At 66.3% G+C, this 19,581-nt stretch carries 16 protein-coding genes and 1 tRNA gene; 6 read left to right on the top strand and 11 right to left on the bottom strand.

Going from position 1 to position 19,581, the window contains the following annotated elements; genetic code table 11:
• Positions 1-11 precede the first annotated feature (11 nt).
• From imuA to NFG58_RS13155, 3 genes are read left to right on the top strand one after another with little or no spacing between them, the layout of a single operon-like run.
• The gene (imuA, locus tag NFG58_RS13165; RefSeq protein ID WP_348826694.1) at positions 12-815 is read left to right on the top strand and encodes a translesion DNA synthesis-associated protein ImuA; all 804 of its coding nucleotides are present in this window, start codon (positions 12-14) and stop codon (positions 813-815) included.
• Positions 812-2,242 carry a DNA polymerase Y family protein gene (locus tag NFG58_RS13160; protein WP_348826693.1) on the top strand — a complete coding sequence of 477 codons (1,431 nt, stop codon included), beginning with the start codon at positions 812-814 and terminating at the stop codon, positions 2,240-2,242. Before imuA ends, NFG58_RS13160 begins: the two co-directional genes overlap by 4 nt.
• Positions 2,226-5,480, top strand: a complete 3,255-nt coding sequence (locus NFG58_RS13155; protein ID WP_348826692.1) for an error-prone DNA polymerase — start codon at positions 2,226-2,228, stop codon at positions 5,478-5,480. Before NFG58_RS13160 ends, NFG58_RS13155 begins: the two co-directional genes overlap by 17 nt.
• Positions 5,481-5,685: 205 nt before the next feature.
• Here NFG58_RS13155 and NFG58_RS13150 read toward each other — a convergent pair whose 3' ends face one another.
• The 11 genes from NFG58_RS13150 to NFG58_RS13100 all read right to left on the bottom strand — a co-directional run bounded on the left by NFG58_RS13150 (position 5,686) and on the right by NFG58_RS13100 (position 16,107).
• Positions 5,686-6,087, bottom strand: coding sequence for an ectoine synthase (locus NFG58_RS13150; RefSeq protein ID WP_213229688.1), 402 nt, complete (start codon positions 6,085-6,087; stop codon positions 5,686-5,688).
• On the bottom strand, positions 6,074-7,780 hold the full coding sequence (locus tag NFG58_RS13145; protein WP_348826691.1) for an FMN-binding glutamate synthase family protein: 1,707 nt from the start codon (positions 7,778-7,780) through the stop codon (positions 6,074-6,076). Before NFG58_RS13145 ends, NFG58_RS13150 begins: the two co-directional genes overlap by 14 nt.
• Before the next feature lie 84 nt (positions 7,781-7,864).
• The gene (locus NFG58_RS13140; protein ID WP_348826690.1) at positions 7,865-8,581 is read right to left on the bottom strand and encodes a DUF4336 domain-containing protein; all 717 of its coding nucleotides are present in this window, start codon (positions 8,579-8,581) and stop codon (positions 7,865-7,867) included.
• Between the two features lie 150 nt (positions 8,582-8,731).
• Positions 8,732-9,823, bottom strand: a complete 1,092-nt coding sequence (ychF, locus tag NFG58_RS13135) for a redox-regulated ATPase YchF (protein WP_045995168.1) — start codon at positions 9,821-9,823, stop codon at positions 8,732-8,734.
• Between the two features lie 116 nt (positions 9,824-9,939).
• The gene (gene pth, locus NFG58_RS13130; protein ID WP_108132918.1) at positions 9,940-10,524 is read right to left on the bottom strand and encodes an aminoacyl-tRNA hydrolase; all 585 of its coding nucleotides are present in this window, start codon (positions 10,522-10,524) and stop codon (positions 9,940-9,942) included.
• A 126-nt stretch (positions 10,525-10,650) separates the two neighbouring features.
• Positions 10,651-11,352: a 50S ribosomal protein L25/general stress protein Ctc gene (locus NFG58_RS13125; RefSeq protein WP_348826689.1), complete on the bottom strand. Its 702-nt coding sequence runs from the start codon at positions 11,350-11,352 to the stop codon at positions 10,651-10,653.
• Positions 11,353-11,458: 106 nt separating this feature from the next.
• Positions 11,459-12,400 (bottom strand): ribose-phosphate pyrophosphokinase, encoded by a 942-nt coding sequence (locus tag NFG58_RS13120; RefSeq protein WP_181248623.1) that lies wholly within the window; start codon positions 12,398-12,400, stop codon positions 11,459-11,461.
• A gap of 72 nt (positions 12,401-12,472) precedes the next feature.
• A tRNA-Gln gene (locus NFG58_RS13115) sits at positions 12,473-12,547 on the bottom strand.
• Positions 12,548-12,561: 14 nt separating this feature from the next.
• Positions 12,562-13,455, bottom strand: a complete 894-nt coding sequence (ispE, locus tag NFG58_RS13110) for a 4-(cytidine 5'-diphospho)-2-C-methyl-D-erythritol kinase (RefSeq protein WP_108448939.1) — start codon at positions 13,453-13,455, stop codon at positions 12,562-12,564.
• Positions 13,456-13,682: 227 nt separating this feature from the next.
• A complete protein-coding gene (gene lolB / locus NFG58_RS13105; protein WP_108132915.1) occupies positions 13,683-14,297 on the bottom strand; it encodes a lipoprotein insertase outer membrane protein LolB in 615 nt (204 codons plus the stop codon).
• Between the two features lie 40 nt (positions 14,298-14,337).
• Entirely contained in the window at positions 14,338-16,107 is a 1,770-nt protein-coding gene (locus tag NFG58_RS13100; RefSeq protein ID WP_261395448.1) for a tetratricopeptide repeat protein, read from the bottom strand.
• Positions 16,108-16,275: 168 nt separating this feature from the next.
• On the opposite strand from NFG58_RS13100, the gene hemA reads away from it, so the two are divergent.
• The 3 genes from hemA to prmC are packed head-to-tail and all read left to right on the top strand — an operon-like array spanning position 16,276 to position 19,541.
• The gene (hemA, locus tag NFG58_RS13095; protein ID WP_213229693.1) at positions 16,276-17,541 is read left to right on the top strand and encodes a glutamyl-tRNA reductase; all 1,266 of its coding nucleotides are present in this window, start codon (positions 16,276-16,278) and stop codon (positions 17,539-17,541) included.
• Between the two features lie 54 nt (positions 17,542-17,595).
• Positions 17,596-18,687 carry a peptide chain release factor 1 gene (gene prfA / locus NFG58_RS13090; protein ID WP_108448942.1) on the top strand — a complete coding sequence of 364 codons (1,092 nt, stop codon included), beginning with the start codon at positions 17,596-17,598 and terminating at the stop codon, positions 18,685-18,687.
• Complete coding sequence (gene prmC / locus NFG58_RS13085) at positions 18,687-19,541, top strand: peptide chain release factor N(5)-glutamine methyltransferase (RefSeq protein ID WP_348826688.1); 855 nt, start codon at positions 18,687-18,689, stop codon at positions 19,539-19,541. Before prfA ends, prmC begins: the two co-directional genes overlap by 1 nt.
• The last annotated feature ends 40 nt before the right edge of the window (positions 19,542-19,581 follow it).

The raw sequence follows: 19,581 nt of genomic DNA, 5'->3' as shown, positions 1-19,581 counted from the left end.
GGAGAGGAGCGATGAAGGCAGCAGACAACCAGGCCCGTGACAACGCAAGTGATGACCTCTCGCGCTTGATGCAGCGAGGCAGCGTCTGGCGGGCGCGGCGACAGTGGCACCGTGATCAGCCGGAGGGCGACACGAAGCGCGGGATCTCCACCGGGGTCGAGGCCCTGGACGAGGTGCTCGGCGGTGGCTGGCCCCGGGGAGAGCTGCTGGAACTGCTGCTGGATCGAGCGGGTTGCGGCGAGATTCGTCTATTGCTTCCGCTGATGCACCGCTGCGAGCGGGTGGTGTGGTTTGACCCACCCTGGCAGCCTCATGCGGCGGCCCTGGCGGCGGCGGGCCTGGATCTGTCGCGCCTAGTCATCGTGCGTACCCGCCATCCCAGGCAGCGGCTGTGGGCCATGGAGCAGGCATTGAAGAGCGGCTGCTGCGATCTGGTGCTGGGCTGGTTCGCCGCGGTGCAGGGGCAATGGCTGCGGCGGCTGCAGCTCGCCGTGGCGTCAGGGGGCGGCCATGGCGCGCTGATTCGACCGGCCGACTTCGCCAAGCAAGGGTCAGTGGCCCCCTGGCGACTGCGGCTGTCGGCTCCTGATCAGAGCAGCGGTGACGAGACGGCGCCCTTGTCGAGCCGCATCAAGGTCCATGCCTTCAAGCGCAAGGGGGCCATGCCAGCCAGGGCCATCGATATCACCCTGGCCGACTCTAGGCTGTCGCCCCCGTGCCCGCGGCCGACTTCGCTACCGTGCGCCCCCAGTGGGGAACGTCGATCCCGACCCGTGTTGCTCGTCTCCGAGCGCAAGGGTGCGGGGCGATCATGAAGGGGCTGTGGCTATGCCTTCACTGTCCGCAGCTTGGGCTGGAGGTGCTGAGCGCCGGCGATGACGGACCCCTCGCGTTGCTGTGCGAGGACGGGGAGCGTATCGCGCTGGCCTCGGCCAGGGCCTGGCAGGCCGGTGTGCGGCCGGGCATGACGATCAATGCCGCACTGTGTCTGGAGCCAGGACTCCGGCTGTTGACGCCGGATCCTGAGGTGAGCCGACGTCGTCTCGAAGGGCTGGCGTTGTGGTGTGCCCGCTTCAGCGCCCGGGTCAGTCTCGAGCCGACGGGGGAGAACGCCGCGTCCTGGGGGGTGGTGATGGAGATCGCCTCGATGCTCGACTACTTCGGCGGACTCGAGGGACTGTGGCGTCGACTGCACGAAGAATTGGCGACCCTGGAGCTTGAGGTGTCCAGCGCCACCGGGCATACCCCGCTGGCCGCCTGCCTGCTGGCCCGGACGGGGGGCTATTGTGGCCAGGGCGAGGCGGAGCATATGGCCAGGCTCGGCTGGCTTCGCCTCGACCGGCTGGGGCTATCCGCACGCCAGCAGTCGCGCCTCAAGGGACTCGGGTTTACGCACCTCAATGACCTGCTTGTGCTGCCGCCGGCCTCGCTGGCCTCGCGCCTGGGGACTGACCTGCGGCGCTACCTTCAGCGCTTGACCGGCGAGGTCGCCGATCCCCCGCCGGTATTCGCGCCACCACCGCGCTTCGATCGTGAGCGGGAGCTGGTCCATGAGATCGAGCTGGCCGCCGGCATCGTGTTTCCCCTGCGGCGCCTGCTGGCGGAGCTCGAGGGCTTTCTCAAGGTGCGTTGCGTCAAGGCATTGTCGTTGACCTTGACCCTGTATCACCGGGAAGGGGCTCAGCACCTGAGCGTGGGGCACGCCGGGGGCGAGCAGGCGGCGGAGGCCTGGCTCGAGCTGTGCCGGCTGCGCCTGGAATCAGTGGTACTCGAAGCACCGGTGTTGCGCCTGCGCCTGGAGGTCAGCGAGGTAGCTAGCCTGCAAGAGGTGGCAACGGACCTGTTTCAGGCGGCGCCGCCCAGAGACACCCCCGAGTCGCTGTTCAGCCGGTTGCGTTCTCGTCTCGGTGATGGCGCCGTGTTGCAGCCCATGGCGCTGGAGGATCATCGCCCCGAACGAGCCTCCCGCTTGGTAGCGCAGCCGGGGACCGCCCGCAGGCCCCCGTCTGAAATCCAGAGCGCCAACCATCCGGCCTGGCTGCTGGAACACCCCGAGCCGTTGACGCCGGCGACCCTCGAGCGTCTGGTCTGGGTCGCCGGGCCCGAGCGACTGGCCAGCGGCTGGTGGGACCAGGCCCCGGCGCGACGTGACTATCACGTGGCCTGCTGGCCGGACGGTCGCCACGGCTGGGTCTTTCGCGACGCCGAGTCGCAATGGTGGTTGCATGGCTGGTTCGGTTGAGCGTGTCGGCGAGCCACCTGACGCTGCCGAAGTCGCCCCGGGCCCTGGCTACGCTGAGCTACATTGCCTGTCCAACTTCACCTTTCTCAAGGGCGCGTCTCACCCCCATGAGCTGGTCGCCCGTGCCGCCGAGCTTGGCTATCGCGCCCTGGCGATCACCGACGAGTGCTCGGTGGCCGGCATCGTGCGCGCCTGGGAGGCTGCCCGAGACCACCGGATCGCGCTGATCATCGGTGCCGAGTTTCGCCTGGCCGACGAGGTCGTGGTCGTGCTGGCCGAGAACCGCTGCGGCTACGCCAGCCTGTGTCGGCTGATCACCCTGGGCCGTCGCCGTGCGCCCAAGGGCAGCTATCGTCTCGGCTGGGAGGATCTGGAGGCGCTCGAGGACTGTCTGCTGCTGTACCTGCCGGGCAACGACGACGCCCGGACTCGGGAGAGAATGGACGGGCTGAAGCAACGCTTCGACGGGCGCTGCTGGGTGATGGTCCAGCGCCACTTTCTGGCAAGCGAGGAGGACCGATTGGCGAGGCGGATGAGGCTGGCCAGCGCCGCCGGCCTGCCGCTGGTCGCCAGCGGTGGCGTCCTGATGCACCAGCCGAGCCGCAAGCGATTGCAGGATGTACTGACCGCCCTTCGGCATCGCACCAGCGTGCAGCGCGCCGGTTTTCTGCTCGAGCCCAACGCCGAGCGCTGCCTGCGCCCCCTGTCACGGTTGGCGCAGTGTTTTGCGCCTGCGCTGCTCGAACAAAGCCTGCGTATCGCCGAGCGCTGTCGCTTCGACCCCGGTGAGCTTCGCTACGAGTACCCCGAGGAACTGGTCCCCGACGGCCATACGCCGTCGTCCTGGCTGGCGCACAAGGTGCGCCAGGGCGAGCGGCTACGCTTCCCGGAGGGTACGCCTTCGGATATCGCCGAGCAGATCGCCCGCGAGCTTGAGCTGATCGCCAGGATGGCCTACGAGCCGTTCTTTCTGACCATCGAGGACATCGTCGCCTTCGCCCGCCGCCAGGGCATCCTGTGTCAGGGGCGTGGCTCGGCGGCCAATTCGGTGGTCTGTTACTGCCTGTTTATCACCGAGGTGGACCCGCGTCAGGTGCAGCTACTGTTCGAACGCTTTATTTCCGAGGAGCGCGACGAGCCGCCGGATATCGACGTGGACTTCGAGCACGAGCGCCGCGAGGAGGTGATCCAGTACATCTATCGGCGCTACGGCCGCGAGCGGGCCGGGCTTGCCGCCACCGTGATCAGCTACCGCCCCAGAAGTGCACTCAAGGACGTGGGGCGGGCGCTGGGGCTGCAACCGGGCTATCTGGCCTGGCTCGCCAGTCGGCTGGATCGCCGCGAGGGTGAGGGTGCCTGGCTCGAGGCGCTCAAGCAGACGGTGGGGGAGACGGTGGGCGCGGGATGTGAAGAGGCCGCCTCCACCGCCGTCCCGGAACTGCTGCGCCATCTGGTCGAACTGGTGGAGCAGCTATTGGGCTTTCCCCGCCACCTGTCACAGCACGTGGGGGGCTTCGTGATCTCGCGCGGGCCGCTGCACGAGCTGGTGCCGGTGGAGAACGCCGCGATGGAAGGGCGTACCCTGATCCAGTGGAACAAGGACGACCTGGAGAGTCTGGGGCTGCTCAAGGTCGACGTGCTGGCGCTGGGCATGTTGACCGCCATTCGCAAGACCCTGGCGCTGCTGTCTGACGGAGGTGAACACCGGGACGACGACAGGCGCTGCTACGAGAGCACGGGTGAGAGCGACGACGATGGCGAGAGCGAGAGCGAGAGCGAGAGCGAGCATCAGGCCATGGCCATGTCCCGGGTGCCCCGGGATGATTCCGAGGTGTACGCCATGCTCAGTCGAGGGGACAGCGTCGGCGTCTTCCAGGTGGAGAGCCGTGCCCAGATGAACATGCTGCCGCGCTTGAAGCCCCGCAACTACTACGACCTGGTGATCGAGATCGCCATCGTTCGTCCGGGGCCGATCCAGGGCGATATGGTGCATCCCTACCTGCGGCGTCGCGACGGCATCGAGGAGGTCAGCTATCCCAGCGACGAGGTCAGGGGCGTGCTCGAGCGGACCCTGGGGGTGCCGATCTTCCAGGAGCAGGTGATCAAGCTGGCCATGGTGGCGGCGGGCTACTCCGGTGGCGAGGCCGACCAGTTGCGGCGGGCCATGGCGGCCTGGCGACGGGCCGGCACCATCGCCGAACACCAGCAGCGGCTGACCGCCGGGCTGCGTGCCAGGGGCTACAGCGATGAGTTTGCCAACGCCATCTGTCGCCAGATCGAGGGCTTTGGCCAGTACGGCTTCCCCGAGTCCCACGCGGCCAGCTTCGCCCACCTGGTGTACGTCTCGGCCTGGCTCAAGTGCCACCATCCCGCGGCCTTCTGCTGCGGCCTGCTCAATAGCCAGCCGATGGGCTTCTATAGCCCGTCACAGCTGGTGCAGGATGCCCGCCGCCACGGCGTCGAGGTGCGTCCGGTGGATATCAATGCCAGCCACTGGGACGCCACCCTGGAGCCGGACGGTGCCTTGCGACTGGGCTTTCGCCTGGTCAAGGGGCTGGGGCGTGGTGCCATCGACTGCCTGCTGGCGAGGCGTCCGGCCAACGGCTATGCCAGCGTCGCCGAGGCCAGGCGTCGCGCGCCGATGTCGGCCCGCGAGTGGGAAGCGCTGGCGGCGGCCGGGGCGCTGTCGAGCCTCGGCGGCCATCGCTACCAGGCACGTTGGAATCTGCTGGCGCCGGATCCGGCGCTGGCGCTGGGCGAGACCGATATCCTCGACGACACCACCCCAGAGCTGGCGCCCCCCAGCGAGCAAGCCGACCTCGAGGAGGACTTTCGCCATCTGGGGCTTAGCCTTGCCCGCCATCCCATGGCGTTGCTGCGCGAGCAGGCTGCCATGGGGCGGCAAGGACTGGCGCCTTGCCTCAAGGCCACTGAGCTTGCCGAGCTGGACCACGGCCATCTGGTCCAGGTAGCGGGGCTGGTGACCACCCGCCAGCGGCCGGGCACCGCCTCCGGGGTCACCTTCGTGACCCTGGAAGACGAGACCGGCAACGTCAACGTGGTGGTGTGGAAGGACACCGCCAAGGCCCAGCGCCAGTCGCTGTTGAACGCCCGGCTGTTGAAGGTCACCGGCCATCTGGAGCGCGAGGGCAGCGTGATCCACGTGATCGCCGGACGGCTCGAGGACTTGAGCGGCTTATGGGCCGAACTCGGCGTGCCCTCGCGGGATTTCCGCTAGGGCTTGTCTGAAAAGTGCCTGCGCTCGGTAATACGGCGTTAAAAATCGGATCAAAATGCTCATTTACACCCCGTAAACTGCGCTTTCTCACCGATTTTTGCCTTGTCTAACCTTCGCTCGTCGACTTTTCGGACAGCGCCTAGGTCTTTCCGTCTGCTTGCTGAGCCGTCCTGTGCTTGGTGCCGCCCCGGTGTCGGGCCATGGCTCAGCGCTTGAGCACGCTGCCGTCGTCGTCGAGCAGGGGATAGGAGCCCTGTTCATCGTGGGTCTCGGGACCGACCAGGGCCGGCGAGAAGGTACAGATCACGGTCATGCCCTTTTCGCTCGACAGGATATGCTGCTGGTGCTTGTCGAGGGCGTAGAGCACACCGGGCTTGAGTTCCCACTTGCCGCCCTCGGTCAGGTCCTCGATCTGGCCCTCGCCTTCGATGCACAGGACCGTCTCGGTGTGGTTCTTGTACCACATGTGGAGTTCCTGGCCGGGCTTGATGTAGGTCTCGTGGACCGAATGCCCCATGCCGTCCTTGCGCAGGGTGTAGCGCCGGCTGATCCACTTGTCGTCCTCTACGGCTGACTTCTCCGCATCCTTGTGACTACGTACGATCATCGTTGCACCTCCTTTGGCGGATGATGGCGGTCTCCTTCGCCGCCGTCTCGATGGGGCCGGGGGCCGTCCTGTGGTGGCTTTCCTGGTGCGAGCCTCCCGGTCCACGCAAGAAGTGGTGGGGACTGGCTTCATGCCAGTCGTCTCGCCAGCAGTCGGGGAGTTGTTGCGCTTTCTGGTGGTCGAGCAAGGCGCCGACCTCCAGGCTGTCGACTTGCCATACCCGGGTGGCGGTGGCTGGTCCCTCGAGCAGGTGCTCAGGGCGCAGCTCGCCAGGGCCTGCCAGGCCCATGGTGCCGATCATGTCGAGGCAGGCGTCCAGGGTGGCCCGATGGAAGCGCTGGACGTTGTCGGCCTTGCTGTCGACATCGATGGAGCGACTGCGGGCCGGGTCCTGGGTCGCCACCCCGGTGGGGCAGGTGTTGGTGTGGCAACGCTGGGCCTGGATGCAACCCAGGGTAAACATGAACGGACGCGCGGCGTTGCAGACGTCGGCGCCAAGCGCGAACTTCTCGACCATGTCGATGGCAAGCGCCACCTTGCCGCTGGCGATCACGCTGATTTCGTCGCGCTTGCCGATCCCCTTGAGGCAGGCGTCGACGATCGGCAGCGCCTCATCGATATAGCGGCCCACATGGTCGGCGTACTCCGCCGGTCCCGCGCCGGTGCCGCCCTCGGCGCCGTCCACGGTGATGAAGTCCGGCTGGATGCCGCTTGCCAGCATGGCCTTGCACATCGCCAGCATGTCCCGGGTGTGGCCCAGGCACAGCTTGATGCCCACCGGCTTGCCGCCGCTCAGATCGCGCAGGCGTTGGATGAAGTGCATCAGTTCCAGCGGGGTGGAAAATTCCGGGTGGGCCGCCGGTGAATAGCAGTCTTCCCCCACCGGGACCTGGCGTGTCTCGGCGATCTCCTGGTCGACCTTGGAGCCGGGGAGCATGCCGCCGTGTCCCGGCTTGGCGCCCTGGGACAGCTTGATCTCGATCATCTTGACCTGATCCTCGCGGGCCTTGGCGCTGAACGCTTCCGGGTTGAAGCGCCCGGCCTGGTCGCGGCAGCCAAAGTAGCCGCTGGCGATCTGCCAGATCAGGTCACCGCCGTGCCGTTGGTGATAAGGACTGATGGCGCCCTCGCCGGTGTCCTGGGCAAAGCCGCCGCGCCTGGCCCCCAGGTTGAGGGCGGTGATGGCCCGTCCGGACAGGGCACCAAAGCTCATGGCCGAGATATTGAGCCGTGAAGAGCGGTAGGGGCGGTGGCACTGGGGGCCACCGATCGTCACCCAGGCTTGCTGCGGGTCGACGCGAGTGGGGATCATGGCGTGGGCAATCTGGCGACGCCCCTGGCGTAGCACGTCCTGGCGGGTGCCGAAGGGGGCGGTGTCGCTGCGTCCCTCGGCCCGGGCGCCGATGATCTGGCGCTGTTCGCGATTGAACGGCCGGCCGCTGGTCTCCGATTCGAAGAAGTACTGGCGCAGTTCCGGACGCAGAAATTCCATCATGTAGCGCAGATGGCCGACGATGGGGTAGTTGCGCAGCACGTTGTGGCTGGAGCGAAGGTCCAGCACGCCGACCACCCCCAGCGCCGCCAGTGGTAGCCACCACCAGAGCTGTTGCGGGGACGTCGGTAGCCAAAAGATGCCGAGCAGGCCTACTGCCAACAGATAACCGATCAGCAGTAGCCGAGGTGAACCAAGCATGAGCGCAGATCCTTTGCGTTCAGAACCTGCCTCAATGTTATACAAACATTATGCACTGTATGCAAACAGCGCCATGCTTGGCCCTTAATCCTTCAACCAGCGAAAAGCGCGAGCGAGAAAGTCGCTGGCGTCATGCTCGATGATCTCGCCGTGGGCCATGATGATTCGAGCGGGCCGCCAGGAGAGCAGGGTGCGCAGATGTTCGCTCGCCAGGTAGCGTCGGCCGAGGAAGCTCAGTCGCCACTCCAGTGGTATCCTGCCATCCGGCGCCAGGATGCCCGAGAGCCTGGCCAGTCGACGCTGCAAGGGCGTCAGGGAAGCAGGGGGTAGATTGCCGATAAGATCGGCCACGATCAGGCTGCGGCTGGAACGGTGCAGGAACACCGCTTCCTGCATGCGCGATGAGCCGGTGAACAGGCACTGGTCGATATCGTCACCCCAGAAGCGGTTGGGAGTGCCATCCAGGGTGCTTTCGAACACCAGGTCGCCGCGCTTGGCGATGACTTCCCGGGTGCCGAAACTGCGAGCCATCGGGTAGGCCATCTGCCATTCGCGCATGAACAGGTGGTGACAATGGTTGGGAGCGATCAGGAAGTGTACCTGGCCCAGCTCGTCGAGGGCGTCACGCAGTGGCTCGGTCAGTGGGACGGGGCTGTGCACCCACAGCCGGTCGCCGCTCAGGCGTACCACCACCATGCGTGTCGGATAGGGCAGCAGCTTGCCTCTGATGACGGGCCCATCCGCTATCCATAGCTCAGGCGCCGTTGCCTTGAGTGGTGGAGAATCGTTCGAGAGTGTCACGCTCTTGTTCCTGCGCTTGATGACATCTCTCGAATATAACCTCTTTGCGATAGAGTTGCTGCATGTGACTGGCATGTAAACGACAACACCGAGGCATGCCTCGGTGTTGACACAGGAAACGTGATGTTACGTCGGACGCTGCAGTGAGCGTCAGACGTTGAAGCGGAAGTGCACCACGTCGCCATCCTTGAGCACGTAGTCCTTGCCTTCCAGGCGCCACTTGCCGGCGTCCTTGGCTCCCTGCTCGCCGTTCAGGCTGACGAAGTCGTCATAGGCCACCACTTCGGCGCGGATGAAGCCCTTCTGGAAGTCGGTGTGGATGACACCGGCGCCTTCCGGGGCGGTGGCGCCGACCTTGACGGTCCAGGCACGCACTTCCTTGACCCCTGCGGTGAAGTAGGTCTGCAGACCCAGCAGGGCGTAGCCGGCGCGGATCACCCGGTCGAGGCCGGGCTCTTCCATGCCCATCTCGGCCAGGAACATCTCGCGTTCCTCGTCATCGAGTTCGGCGATCTCGGCTTCCAGCTGGTTGCACACGGGAACCACCACGGCGCCCTCGGCCTCGGCGATGCCCTTGACCACGTCGAGGTAGGGGTTGTTGTCGAAGCCGTCCTCGTTGACGTTGGCGATGTACATGGTCGGCTTCAGGGTCAGGAAACCGAAGCTCTTGATCTGCTTCTTCTCGTCATCGCTCAGATCGAAGCTGCGCAGCGGCTGGCCTTCGGCCAGGTGCGGCTGGATCTTGTCGAGCACCGCCTTGGTGGCAATGGCGTCCTTGTCGCCGCCCTTGACCACGCGAACCAGGCGCTGGATGGCCTTCTCCACGGTGTCGAGATCGGCCAGGGCCAGCTCCAGGTTGATGGTCTCGATATCCGCCGCCGGGTCGACCTGGTTGGCCACGTGGATGACGTTGTCGTTGTCGAAGCAGCGCACCACGTGGGCGATGGCCTGGGTCTCGCGGATATTGGCGAGGAACTGGTTGCCGAGACCTTCACCCTTGGAGGCACCGGCGACCAGGCCGGCGATATCGACGAATTCCATGGTGGTGGGCACCACCTTCTCCGGCTTGACGATCTCGGCGAGCTTGTCGAGGCGCGGGTCCGGCATGGGGACGATGCCGACATTGGGCTCGATGGTGCAGAACGGGAAGTTCTCTGCATCGATGCCGGACTTGGTCAGGGCGTTGAAGAGGGTGGACTTGCCGACGTTGGGCAGACCAACGATGCCGCAGTTGAATCCCATGGGTGGTTCCTGAAGGCGTGAAGTGAAAGAAGTCGGCGCACAGTGTATGACGTCGGGCCAGGCGGGGACAGCCCGGGCGGTGCAACCACCTGCTGTCCCTGTTGGCGCCCGCCGGGTCAGGCAGAGTGGCTGTGCAGGCGGTTCATGGCCTTGGCCCAGTCGCCGGATAGCGCCTGGGGCAATGTCGCCAGGCACTCGATCAGGGCGCCGTCGATGGCCTCGCGCTCGGTCTTGCCGGGGCGGCCCAGCACGTAGTTGGTGACCAGCTTGGCGCTGCCGGGATGACCGATGCCGATGCGCGCACGATGGAAGGACTTGTCGTTGCCCAGGGCGCTGATGATGTCGCGCAGGCCATTGTGCCCACCGTGGCCGCCGCCCTGCTTGTAGCGCGCGCTGCCGGGGGGCAGGTCGAGCTCGTCGTGGGCGATGAGCATCTCGTCGGGGGCAAGCTTGAAGAAGTTGGCCAGCGCCGCCACCGAGGCGCCAGAGCGGTTCATGTAGGTGGTCGGCACCAGCAGGTGCAGGTCGCTGCCTTCGACAAAGGCCTTGGCGTAGAGGCCGAGAAACTTCTTCTCCGGGCGCAGCTCGGCGCTGGACTGACGCGCGACTTCCTCCACCAGCCAGGCGCCGGCGTTGTGACGCGTCGCCTCGTACTGGGTGCCAGGGTTGGCAAGGCCGATCAGCGCCTTGATCCTTGTCATGGTGGTCTCTCCGGTCAGCGGTGCGGGGCAAGCGCTTTGCTCAGGGCCTTGGCGACGAGGCCATGGGCAAAGCCCTCGGAAACGAAAAGGGCCACCGCAGTGGCCCCTGAATCCGGCAGAAAAGGATTACTCCTTGTCGCCTTCTTCGTCTTCGTCCTTGGCTTCGTCCTTCGCTTCCTCGGCAGCTTCTTCGCTGGCCTCGGCGGCGGCGGCTTCTTCCTCGGCGATTTCTTCCTCGGTCTGCATGACCTTGGCCTTGGTCACGTTGACGATGGCCTGGTCGTGCTCTTCACCGTGGCTCAGCTCGACGATGGTCACGCCAGCCGGAACCTTGAGGTCGGACAGGTGCAGGGTGCTGCCGATCTCGAGGTCAGCGATGTTGACCTCGAGGTAGTCGGGCAGGTCCTTCGGCAGGCAGCTGATCTCGACTTCGTTGGCCAGCTGGTGCAGTTCACCGTCCTGCTCCTTGATGGCCTTGGACTCGTCCTGACCGACCACGTGCAGCGGAACGCGCATGGTGATCTCGTGAGTCGCATCGACGCGCAGGAAGTCGGCGTGGGTCACCAGCGGCTTGTACGGGTGGCGCTGAAGGTCACGCACCACGACCTGCTGGGACTTGCCGTCAACCTCAAGGTTGATGACGGAAGAGAAGAAGGCTTCGTCTTCCAGCGCCTTGTAGAACGCAGTCTTGTCGACGGCGATCGGCTGCGGCGTCTTTTCACCACCGTAGATGATGGCGGGGACTTGCTGGTTCGCACGACGCAGGCGGCGGCTCGCACCTTTCCCCAGGTCGTTACGAACATTGGCGGTAAGTTTGTAGTCAGACATGAAATTGCCTCTTGGCTAAAGTAAGGAAGCCACCGAGCCCGCGACCAGACCTCGGTGGTTCCAGATGCCCCGGTTGTCGGGGCGCGTTTCCCGCGCGATATGTCGCTTAGTGGAACATCGCGCTGACGGATTCCTCGTTGCTGACGCGGCGGATCGCTTCGGCGATCAGGCCGGCCACGCTGAGCTGGCGGATACGTCCGCTGCGACGCGCGGTGTCGGACAGCGGGATGGTGTCGGCCACCACCACTTCGTCCAGCACCGACTCGGAGATGTTGTCCACCGCAGGGCCCGACAGGATCGGGTGGGTGGCGTAGGCGACCACGCGCTTGGCGCCGTGTTCCTTGAGCGCTTCGCCCGCCTTGCACAGGGTGCCGGCGGTGTCGATCATGTCGTCCACCACCACGCAGGTGCGGTCCTGGATATCACCGATGATGTGCATCACCTGGGCCTGGTTGGCCTGGGGACGACGCTTGTCGATGATCGCCAGGTCAGCGTTGAGCTGCTTGGCGATGGCACGGGCACGGACCACGCCGCCGACATCGGGGGAGACCACGACCAGGTCGTCGTAGTTCTGACGCTCGATGTCGTCGAGCAGGATCGGCGAGCCGTAGACGTTGTCCACGGGCACGTCGAAGAAGCCCTGGATCTGGTCGGCGTGCAGGTCCATGGTCATGACCCGGTCGACGCCGGCCTTGACCATCATGTCGGCCACGATCTTGGCCGAGATCGGCACCCGGGCGGAGCGCACGCGGCGATCCTGGCGGGCGTAGCCGAAGTAGGGCACCACCGCAGTGATACGGGTGGCCGAGGCTCGGCGCAGGGCGTCAACCATCAGGATCAGTTCCATCAGGTTGTCGTTGGTCGGTGCACAGGTGGACTGCAGGATAAAGACATCCTTGCCGCGCACGTTCTCGTTGATCTCGACCGCGACCTCGCCATCGCTGAACTGGCCGACCGTGGCATTACCCAGTCGGCTGTCCAGGCTCTCGGCGACCTTACGGGCGAGTTCGGGGTTGGCATTCCCGGCGAAAACCATCAATTTTGACACGCGCAGCCACCTTTGCTGTGTTGGGTCTTCAGTGTGAGCCTGGGGGAGTGAGTCCAGGACTCAGAAGGAAGTTGGCTGGGGTAGGAGGATTCGAACCTCCGCATGGCGATACCAAAAACCGCTGCCTTACCGCTTGGCTATACCCCAGCATACGTCCTGCCTCACGCGGGCAGGGCGTCGAGGAGAGGCGATCGATTCAGGCCCAGGGCCTTGAAGGCGTGCCAGGTCGGCTGTTGGCATCGGACATCGTCCAGCAACTGGACGGCCTCGGCCTCCGACTCCAGACGGGCAAAAACGCACGCGCCGGTACCCGTCAACATTGACGGCGCCCGGGCGTTGAGCCAGTCCAGGGCACGAGCCACCTCAGCATAGGCTTGCCTGACGGTGTCCTCGCAATCGTTGCGCCAGCTTGACGCTCCCCCCTTGAGTGCGCGCGCCATGGTAATGGCGGGGGTGTCCCGTGTCAATTCCGGCGCAGTGAACACGGCAGGGGTGGAGACCGCCACACCCGGGTGCACGACCACGAACCAGGGGGTGTCGAGTGCCACCGCGACAAGGCGCTCGCCGACGCCTTCCGCCCAGGCGGCCTGGCCGTGGACGAATACCGGCACATCGGCGCCCAGCGTCAGGCCCAGTTCGGCCAGACGCCGGGTCGTCAGTTCCAGGCCCCACAGATGATTCAGCCCGACCAGCACGCTGGCGGCGTCGCTGCTGCCACCGCCCAGGCCACCACCCATGGGCAGGCGCTTGGTGACGCCAAGATCGGCACCGAGCGCGCAGCCGGTCTCGCGCTTGAGCAGGTCGGCGGCCCGCCATAGCAGGTTGGCCTCGCGGGGTACGCCCTCGAGACGGTCGGTCAGGGTTATCTCACCGTCCAGGCGCAGGCGCAGGTGGATATCGTCACCGTGGTCGAGGAACTGGAACAGCGTCTGCAGCTCGTGGTAGCCGTCGTCGCGACGGCCGACGATATGCAGCATGCGATTGAGCTTGGCCGGCGCCGGCAACGTCAGGGTCTGCTGCGCGCTGGCATCGGAAGAGAAAGAGGTGTCGGGCATGGGGGAGTCTATAAAGGGTGCTGTCCAGGGATCGACTGACCGAAGTGATGGCGATCGGTGACTGGGGGCGGCGCCTGCCATCGGCGACCGGGATCGATGATGGCTCTCGTTGCTTCTCTCTATAGGGAGCTTGCTGCAAGGAGCACGTCGACAGGAGGCAGAGGGCGATGGTGCTTCATTCTACCCGGGAGACAGGCTCCCGCCACCCGGGGCGGGAGCCGGCGCGACTACTGTTCCAGTGGCTGCCACTGGTTCACCACCAGGGTGGCGCGCAGGTCGTCATAGGTCATGACCAGCCGGTTGGGTAGCCAGGTGCCGTTCACATCCTTCCAGCCGCGATAGTCGATCTCCCAGCCGTCCTGTTCCAGTGAAGCGGGGAAGCCGAGTTCGTCGTCGGTCATCTCGAAGTCACTGTCGTCGGCGGGCAGGCCGCGCACCCAGTCGGTGAGGCTCGAGACCGGCAGCGACCAGCCCAGGCGCTGTTCCATCAGGGCTTCGGGGCTGTCGGCCTCGAAGCGACCCTCGCTGGTGGTCAGCGAGACGCGACCGTCGCGTCCTTCCAGGGTACTGCGGCCGGCGCCCATGGGGCCGGTGACCAGCAGGCGATAGTGGTAGGGGGTCTGGCGCCAGTCGAGGTTGGCGCTGGTGGATTCCTGGGGAGTGCGCAGGCCCACCTTTCCGGTCAGGTTCCAGGAGGTGAAGGCTTCCACCTGTTCGGTCTGGGCTTCCCAGTCACCGGCCTGGCGCTCCTGGCGCGGCTCGGTGACGCTCTGGGAGGTGGCGCAGCCGGCCAGCAGGCCGAGCCCCAGGGCGGCGGCGGTCAGGCGAAAACAAGACATCATCGCGGGGTCCTTGCGGGTAGTGGTCGTGGTGTCGGGGCGGTCAAGGCGCTGTTGCCGTTGGCTCAGGCCTGATTTCGGGGCGCCGATCGAGGAGATCGACGATCAGCGGGCGTTCGGGGAAACGTTGCTGGGCTTCTTGCAACAGCTCGCGTGCGCGCTGCTTCTGGCCCAGGTCCCACAGCACCTCGATCAGGTGGGCGGCGACCTCCTGGTCGGCGATCTCGCGCCAGGCGCGCTCGATCCAGGGTAGCGCAACCTCCGGTTTGCCCTCACGGTAGGCGACCCAGCCCAGGCTGTCGAGGATGGCGGGGTTGTCCGGCGAGAGCTCGTAGGCCCGCTGGATCAGTCGCCTGGCCTCGTCAAGATCATCCGGATCGCCGGCATCGGCCAGGGTGTAGCCGAGCGCATTGAGCGCCACGGCGTTGTCCGGCTGCTGTTCGACCAGGGTGCGCAGATCCTGTTCGGAGGTGTCCAGGTCGCCTTCGCTCCAGGCACGCATAGCGCGGAAGTAGCGCAGGTCGCCATCCTCGGGGCTGCGCGCCAGCTCACGGTTGAGCAGCGCCTCGGCCTCGGGCTCGAGACCTTGCTGGTCGAGCAGTTGCACTTCGGTGATGACCAGGCCGGTATAGGCGTCGTCGTGACGCAGCCGCTCTACCCGCAGAAAGGCCCGGGCGTCCAGCAGTCGGTCGGCCTCGATCAGCATGCTGGCCGCGCGCTGTCGCGACAGCAGGAAGTCAGGGCCCGGCGGTACCCGGCGATAGTAGAGCAGGGCGTTGTCGACCTCGTCTTCCTGCTCGGCGATGCTGCCAAGCAATAGATAGAGGGCGCTGGGTGCCTGGGGATCATCGACCAGCGGCAGCAGCAGCCGGCGCGCCGGGTCGTGGTGGCCTTCTTCCAGATAGAGCTGGGCCAGGCCGACCCGCAAGAGGGGGTTGTCGCCACGGGTCTCGAGCAGGGTGTCGGTGCTGCTCTCGGCCGACACCAGGTTGCCCAGGCGAATGTCGGCCCGCGCCATCAGCAACAGAAAGCGGGGGTCGCCGGGAGAGAGGTTGAGGCCGCGTTTGGCCGCCAGGCGGGCCTGGTGGTACTTGCCGGCGTCCAGGGCGATGCGTGATTCGGCGAGAATCCGCTGGGGGTTATCGCGACTGTCGTTTCCCAGTGCGGCAATTCGTCGCTGGGCGCCCTCATGATCCCCCTGGGCCGAGTCGGTCAGGGCCAGCGCCAGGCGCAGGTCGTCTTTCCTCGACTCTGGGAGTGTGGGCTCGTCGAGCGCCTGTTCGAGGGTGGCGGCGAGCGCCACCGGATCGCCGCCACTGGACAGGGCGGTATCGACGAAGCGAGTGATGTCGGTGCCGTCATCGGCGGCGATCAGCCGCTGTTTCAGGGCTTCGTCCCAGTTGCCGCGACCACCGGCGAGGTTGCCCAGGATCTGGGCGGCCACCGGCGCCTCGGGCGCCAGCTCCTGCCAGCGTCGAGCGGCGCGTTCGATCAGGGTGGTGTCATCGGTGAAGCGTGAAGCCAGGGTGGCGCGTTCGACCAGGGCAGCGGAGTGATAGCGCTCGGCTGCCTTGAGGTAGCCTTCGGTGGCGCGTCGATAGTCGCCCCGCTGACCGGCCATTTCGGCAATCAGCAGCGTCGACAGGCCGTCGGCATCGAGTCCACGGGTGATCGGTGGAGCACCGGCCATGGGGTCAGCCTGTGACGCGCTGCCTGGGCTGTAGGAAAAGCTCTGACAGCCGGCGAGCCACGCCGTCAGTGACAGGGTGGCCAGAGTGCAGGTCAGCTTTCCGTGGCGCGCGTTCGGGGGCATTGAGGCGTCATCTTCTCCATGAGAATTCTCAGCATAACGGCTTGGAGAGTCTTGGCAAAGGTCAATGCCCGGGGGAGCGAGGTCAGAGCTGCCTATGGTAGGATATGCGCCTTGCAGGAGCGGCCTGGTTGGCCACTCCGGACATCATCTGATGAAGACGTCGAACGCATGACCCTGCTTGCCCTTGGCATCAACCATCGAACCGCGGCCGTCGAGGTGCGCGAAAAGGTGGCCTTTGGCCCCTCGCAACTCACCCGGGCGCTCTCCGAGCTGCGCGCGCTGCCGAGTGTGCATGAGGCTGCGGTGCTGTCGACCTGCAATCGCACCGAGCTTTATTGCGTGACCGAGTCGAGCGGGGAGAGCGAGGTGCTCGACTGGTTGAGCCGGTTTCATGCATTGCCCCGCGAGGACCTGCTGCACTGCGCCTACCACTATCTGGAAGGCGACGCCGCGCGCCATCTGATGCGCGTCGCCGTGGGTCTCGATTCCATGGTGCTGGGCGAACCCCAGATCCTGGGCCAGCTCAAGGATGCCTACCAGGCGGCCAGGGACGCCAGCGGGCTAGGTGGGGAGCTGGAGCGGCTCTTCCAGCATACCTTCGCGGTGGCCAAGCAGGTGCGCACCGAGACCGCCATCGGCGAGAACCCTGTTTCCGTGGCCTACGCGGCGGTCAGTCTGGCCAGTCGAATCTTCGACGATTTCTCGCGCGCCAGGGCGCTGTTGATCGGTGCCGGCGAGACCATCGAGCTGGTGGCGCGCCACCTGCATGAAGCCGGGGTGCACCAGTTGACGGTGGCCAACCGCACCCGCGAGCGGGCCAGTGCCCTGGCCGGCAGCCTGGGCGGTCAGGCCATCAGCCTCGACGAGATCCCCGTCGCCCTGGAAAAGGCCGACATCGTCATTTCGTCCACCGCGGCGCCCTTGCCGATTCTTGGCAAGGGCATGGTCGAGCGGGCGCTCAAGCGTCGCCGCCACCGTCCGGTGTTCATGGTCGATATCGCCGTGCCGCGCGACATCGAGCCAGAGGTCGGCGAGCTCAGCGACATCTTCCTTTATACCGTCGATGACCTGCACGAGGTCATCGAGGAAAACCGACGTCACCGCCAGGTGGCGGCGGACCAGGCCGAAGCGCTGATCGAGCACGGCGTGACCCACTGGCACAAGGAACGCCGGGTGCGCGGGGCCGGCGAGGTGATCCGCGACGTGCGTGCCAAGGGTGAACGGCTGCGTGACGAGGCCCAGACCCAGGCGCTGGAGCGCCTGGCCAAGGGTGAGGATCCCGAGGCCGTGGTGCGTCGCCTGGCCCACCAGTTGACCAACCGCCTGATGCATCAGCCCACCCTGGCCCTGCGTGGTGCCGCCGCCGATGAGCGCCAGGACCTGCTCGAGGCTGCCGTCGAACTGCTGCTGGGCGAGCCCGAGTCCCGGAACTAGCCGGGCCTGGCTTGACCGCAATGCGCCTTCTTACATGATTTCAAGGATTTGCCGATGAAAGCTTCTCTGCGTGAGCGCCTCGATGCCTTCGTCGACCGCTTCGAGGAACTCTCTGCCCTGTTGTCGGAGCCCGACGTGATCAGCGATCAGCCACGTTTTCGCGACTACTCCCGCGAATACGCCGAGCTCGAGTCGCTGGTCGACGCCTGGCGCCGCTATCGTGGCGTCGAGGAAGACGTGGCCACCGCAGAGCAGATGGCCGAGGACGCCGACGCCGACATGCGCGAGCTCGCCCAGATGGAGCGCGAGGAGGGCGTGGCCAAGCTCGAGGAGCTGGAGGCCGAACTCAAGCGTCTGCTGGTGCCCAAGGATCCCGATGATGGGCGTAACGTCTTTCTCGAGGTGCGCGCGGGAACCGGCGGTGACGAAGCGGCGCTGTTCGCCGGCGACCTGTTTCGCATGTACTCGCGCTACGCCGAGAACCAGGGCTGGAAGGTCGAGGTGGTCAGTGCCAGCCACGGCGAGCAGGGCGGCTACAAGGAGATCATCTCTCGGGTGAAGGGCGAGGGCGTCTACGCTCGGCTCAAGTTCGAGTCCGGTGCCCATCGCGTTCAGCGGGTTCCCGCCACCGAATCCCAAGGCCGCATCCATACCTCGGCCTGCACCGTAGCGGTGATGCCCGAGGCCGACGAGGTCAGTGACATCGACATCAACCCGGCCGACCTGCGGGTGGACACCTTTCGCTCCAGCGGCGCCGGCGGTCAGCACGTCAACACCACCGACTCGGCGATCCGCATCACCCACCTGCCCAGCGGTGTGGTGGTGGAGTGTCAGGAGGAGCGCAGTCAGCACAAGAACCGGGCCAAGGCGATGTCGCTGCTGGCGGCGCGGCTCAAGCAGTCGGCCCAGGACAGTCAGCGCCAGGAGCAGGCCGACGCCCGTCGCTCGCTGGTGGGCTCCGGCGATCGCAGCGAGCGCATTCGTACCTACAACTTCCCCCAGGGGCGGATCACCGATCACCGCATCAACCTGACCCTGTACAAGCTCAACGAAGTGGTCACCGGCGACGGCCTCGACGAGGTCATCGATCCGCTGATCCACGAGTACCAGGCGGAGCAGCTCGCCGCCCTGCAACAGGACGGCTGATGCGCTGTGATGTGCTGATCGCCCGGGCGACCCGCCGCCTCGAGGCCGCCGGCAGCCCGACGCCGCGACTCGACGCCGAGGTGCTGGCCATGGCGGCGATGAAGGTCGACCGCACCTGGCTCTACACCTGGGGCGACAAGCCCATGGCGACGCTGGCCCGGGCCCGCTTCGAGGCCTGGGTGGCGGCACGTGCCCAGGGCATGCCGGTGGCCTACCTGACCGGCGAACGTGAATTCTGGGGACTGGCCCTGGCGACCTCGCCCAGCACCCTGATTCCCCGGCCCGATACCGAGACCCTGGTGGAGGCCGCGCTGGCCCGGGCCGATGCCAGGAGCGACGCCCAGCCCGGCGCCTTGCTCGACCTGGGCACCGGTACCGGCGCCATCGCCCTGGCGTTTGCCAGCGAGCGCCCCGGCTGGCGGGTCGAGGGCGTCGATCTGTCCCCTGAGGCGGTGGCGCTGGCGCGGCGCAACGCCGAGAGACATGGTCTGGCGGTTCGATTTCGCCAGAGCGACTGGTTCGATGCGCTCGATGACGAGCGCTTCGACCTGATCGTGGCCAACCCGCCCTATATCGACCCGCAGGATCCTCACCTGGGGCAGGGCGATGTGCGCTTCGAGCCAAGCTCGGCGCTGGTGGCCGCCGACCATGGCCTGGCCGATCTGTTTGCCATCGCCGAGCGCGCCCGGAGCTTCCTCCAGCCGGGCGGCTGGCTGTTGATGGAACACGGCTACGAGCAGGCCGAGCGGGTGCGAGAGCATCTTGAAGCGCTGGGCTATGTTCGCTGCGACAGCGTGCATGACCTGGGGGGCCACCCTCGGGTGACGCTGGGGCAGTGGGGCAGGCAACGTTGAAGCAGGGACTGGAGTCTGTTGGGGGCATGTGATACTGATT

It is taken from the genome of Halomonas sp. RT37 (genome assembly GCF_040070525.1).
GTDB classification, from domain to species: Bacteria; Pseudomonadota; Gammaproteobacteria; order Pseudomonadales; family Halomonadaceae; genus Halomonas; species Halomonas litopenaei.
This window is presented reverse-complemented; position numbering and strand designations above follow the sequence as displayed.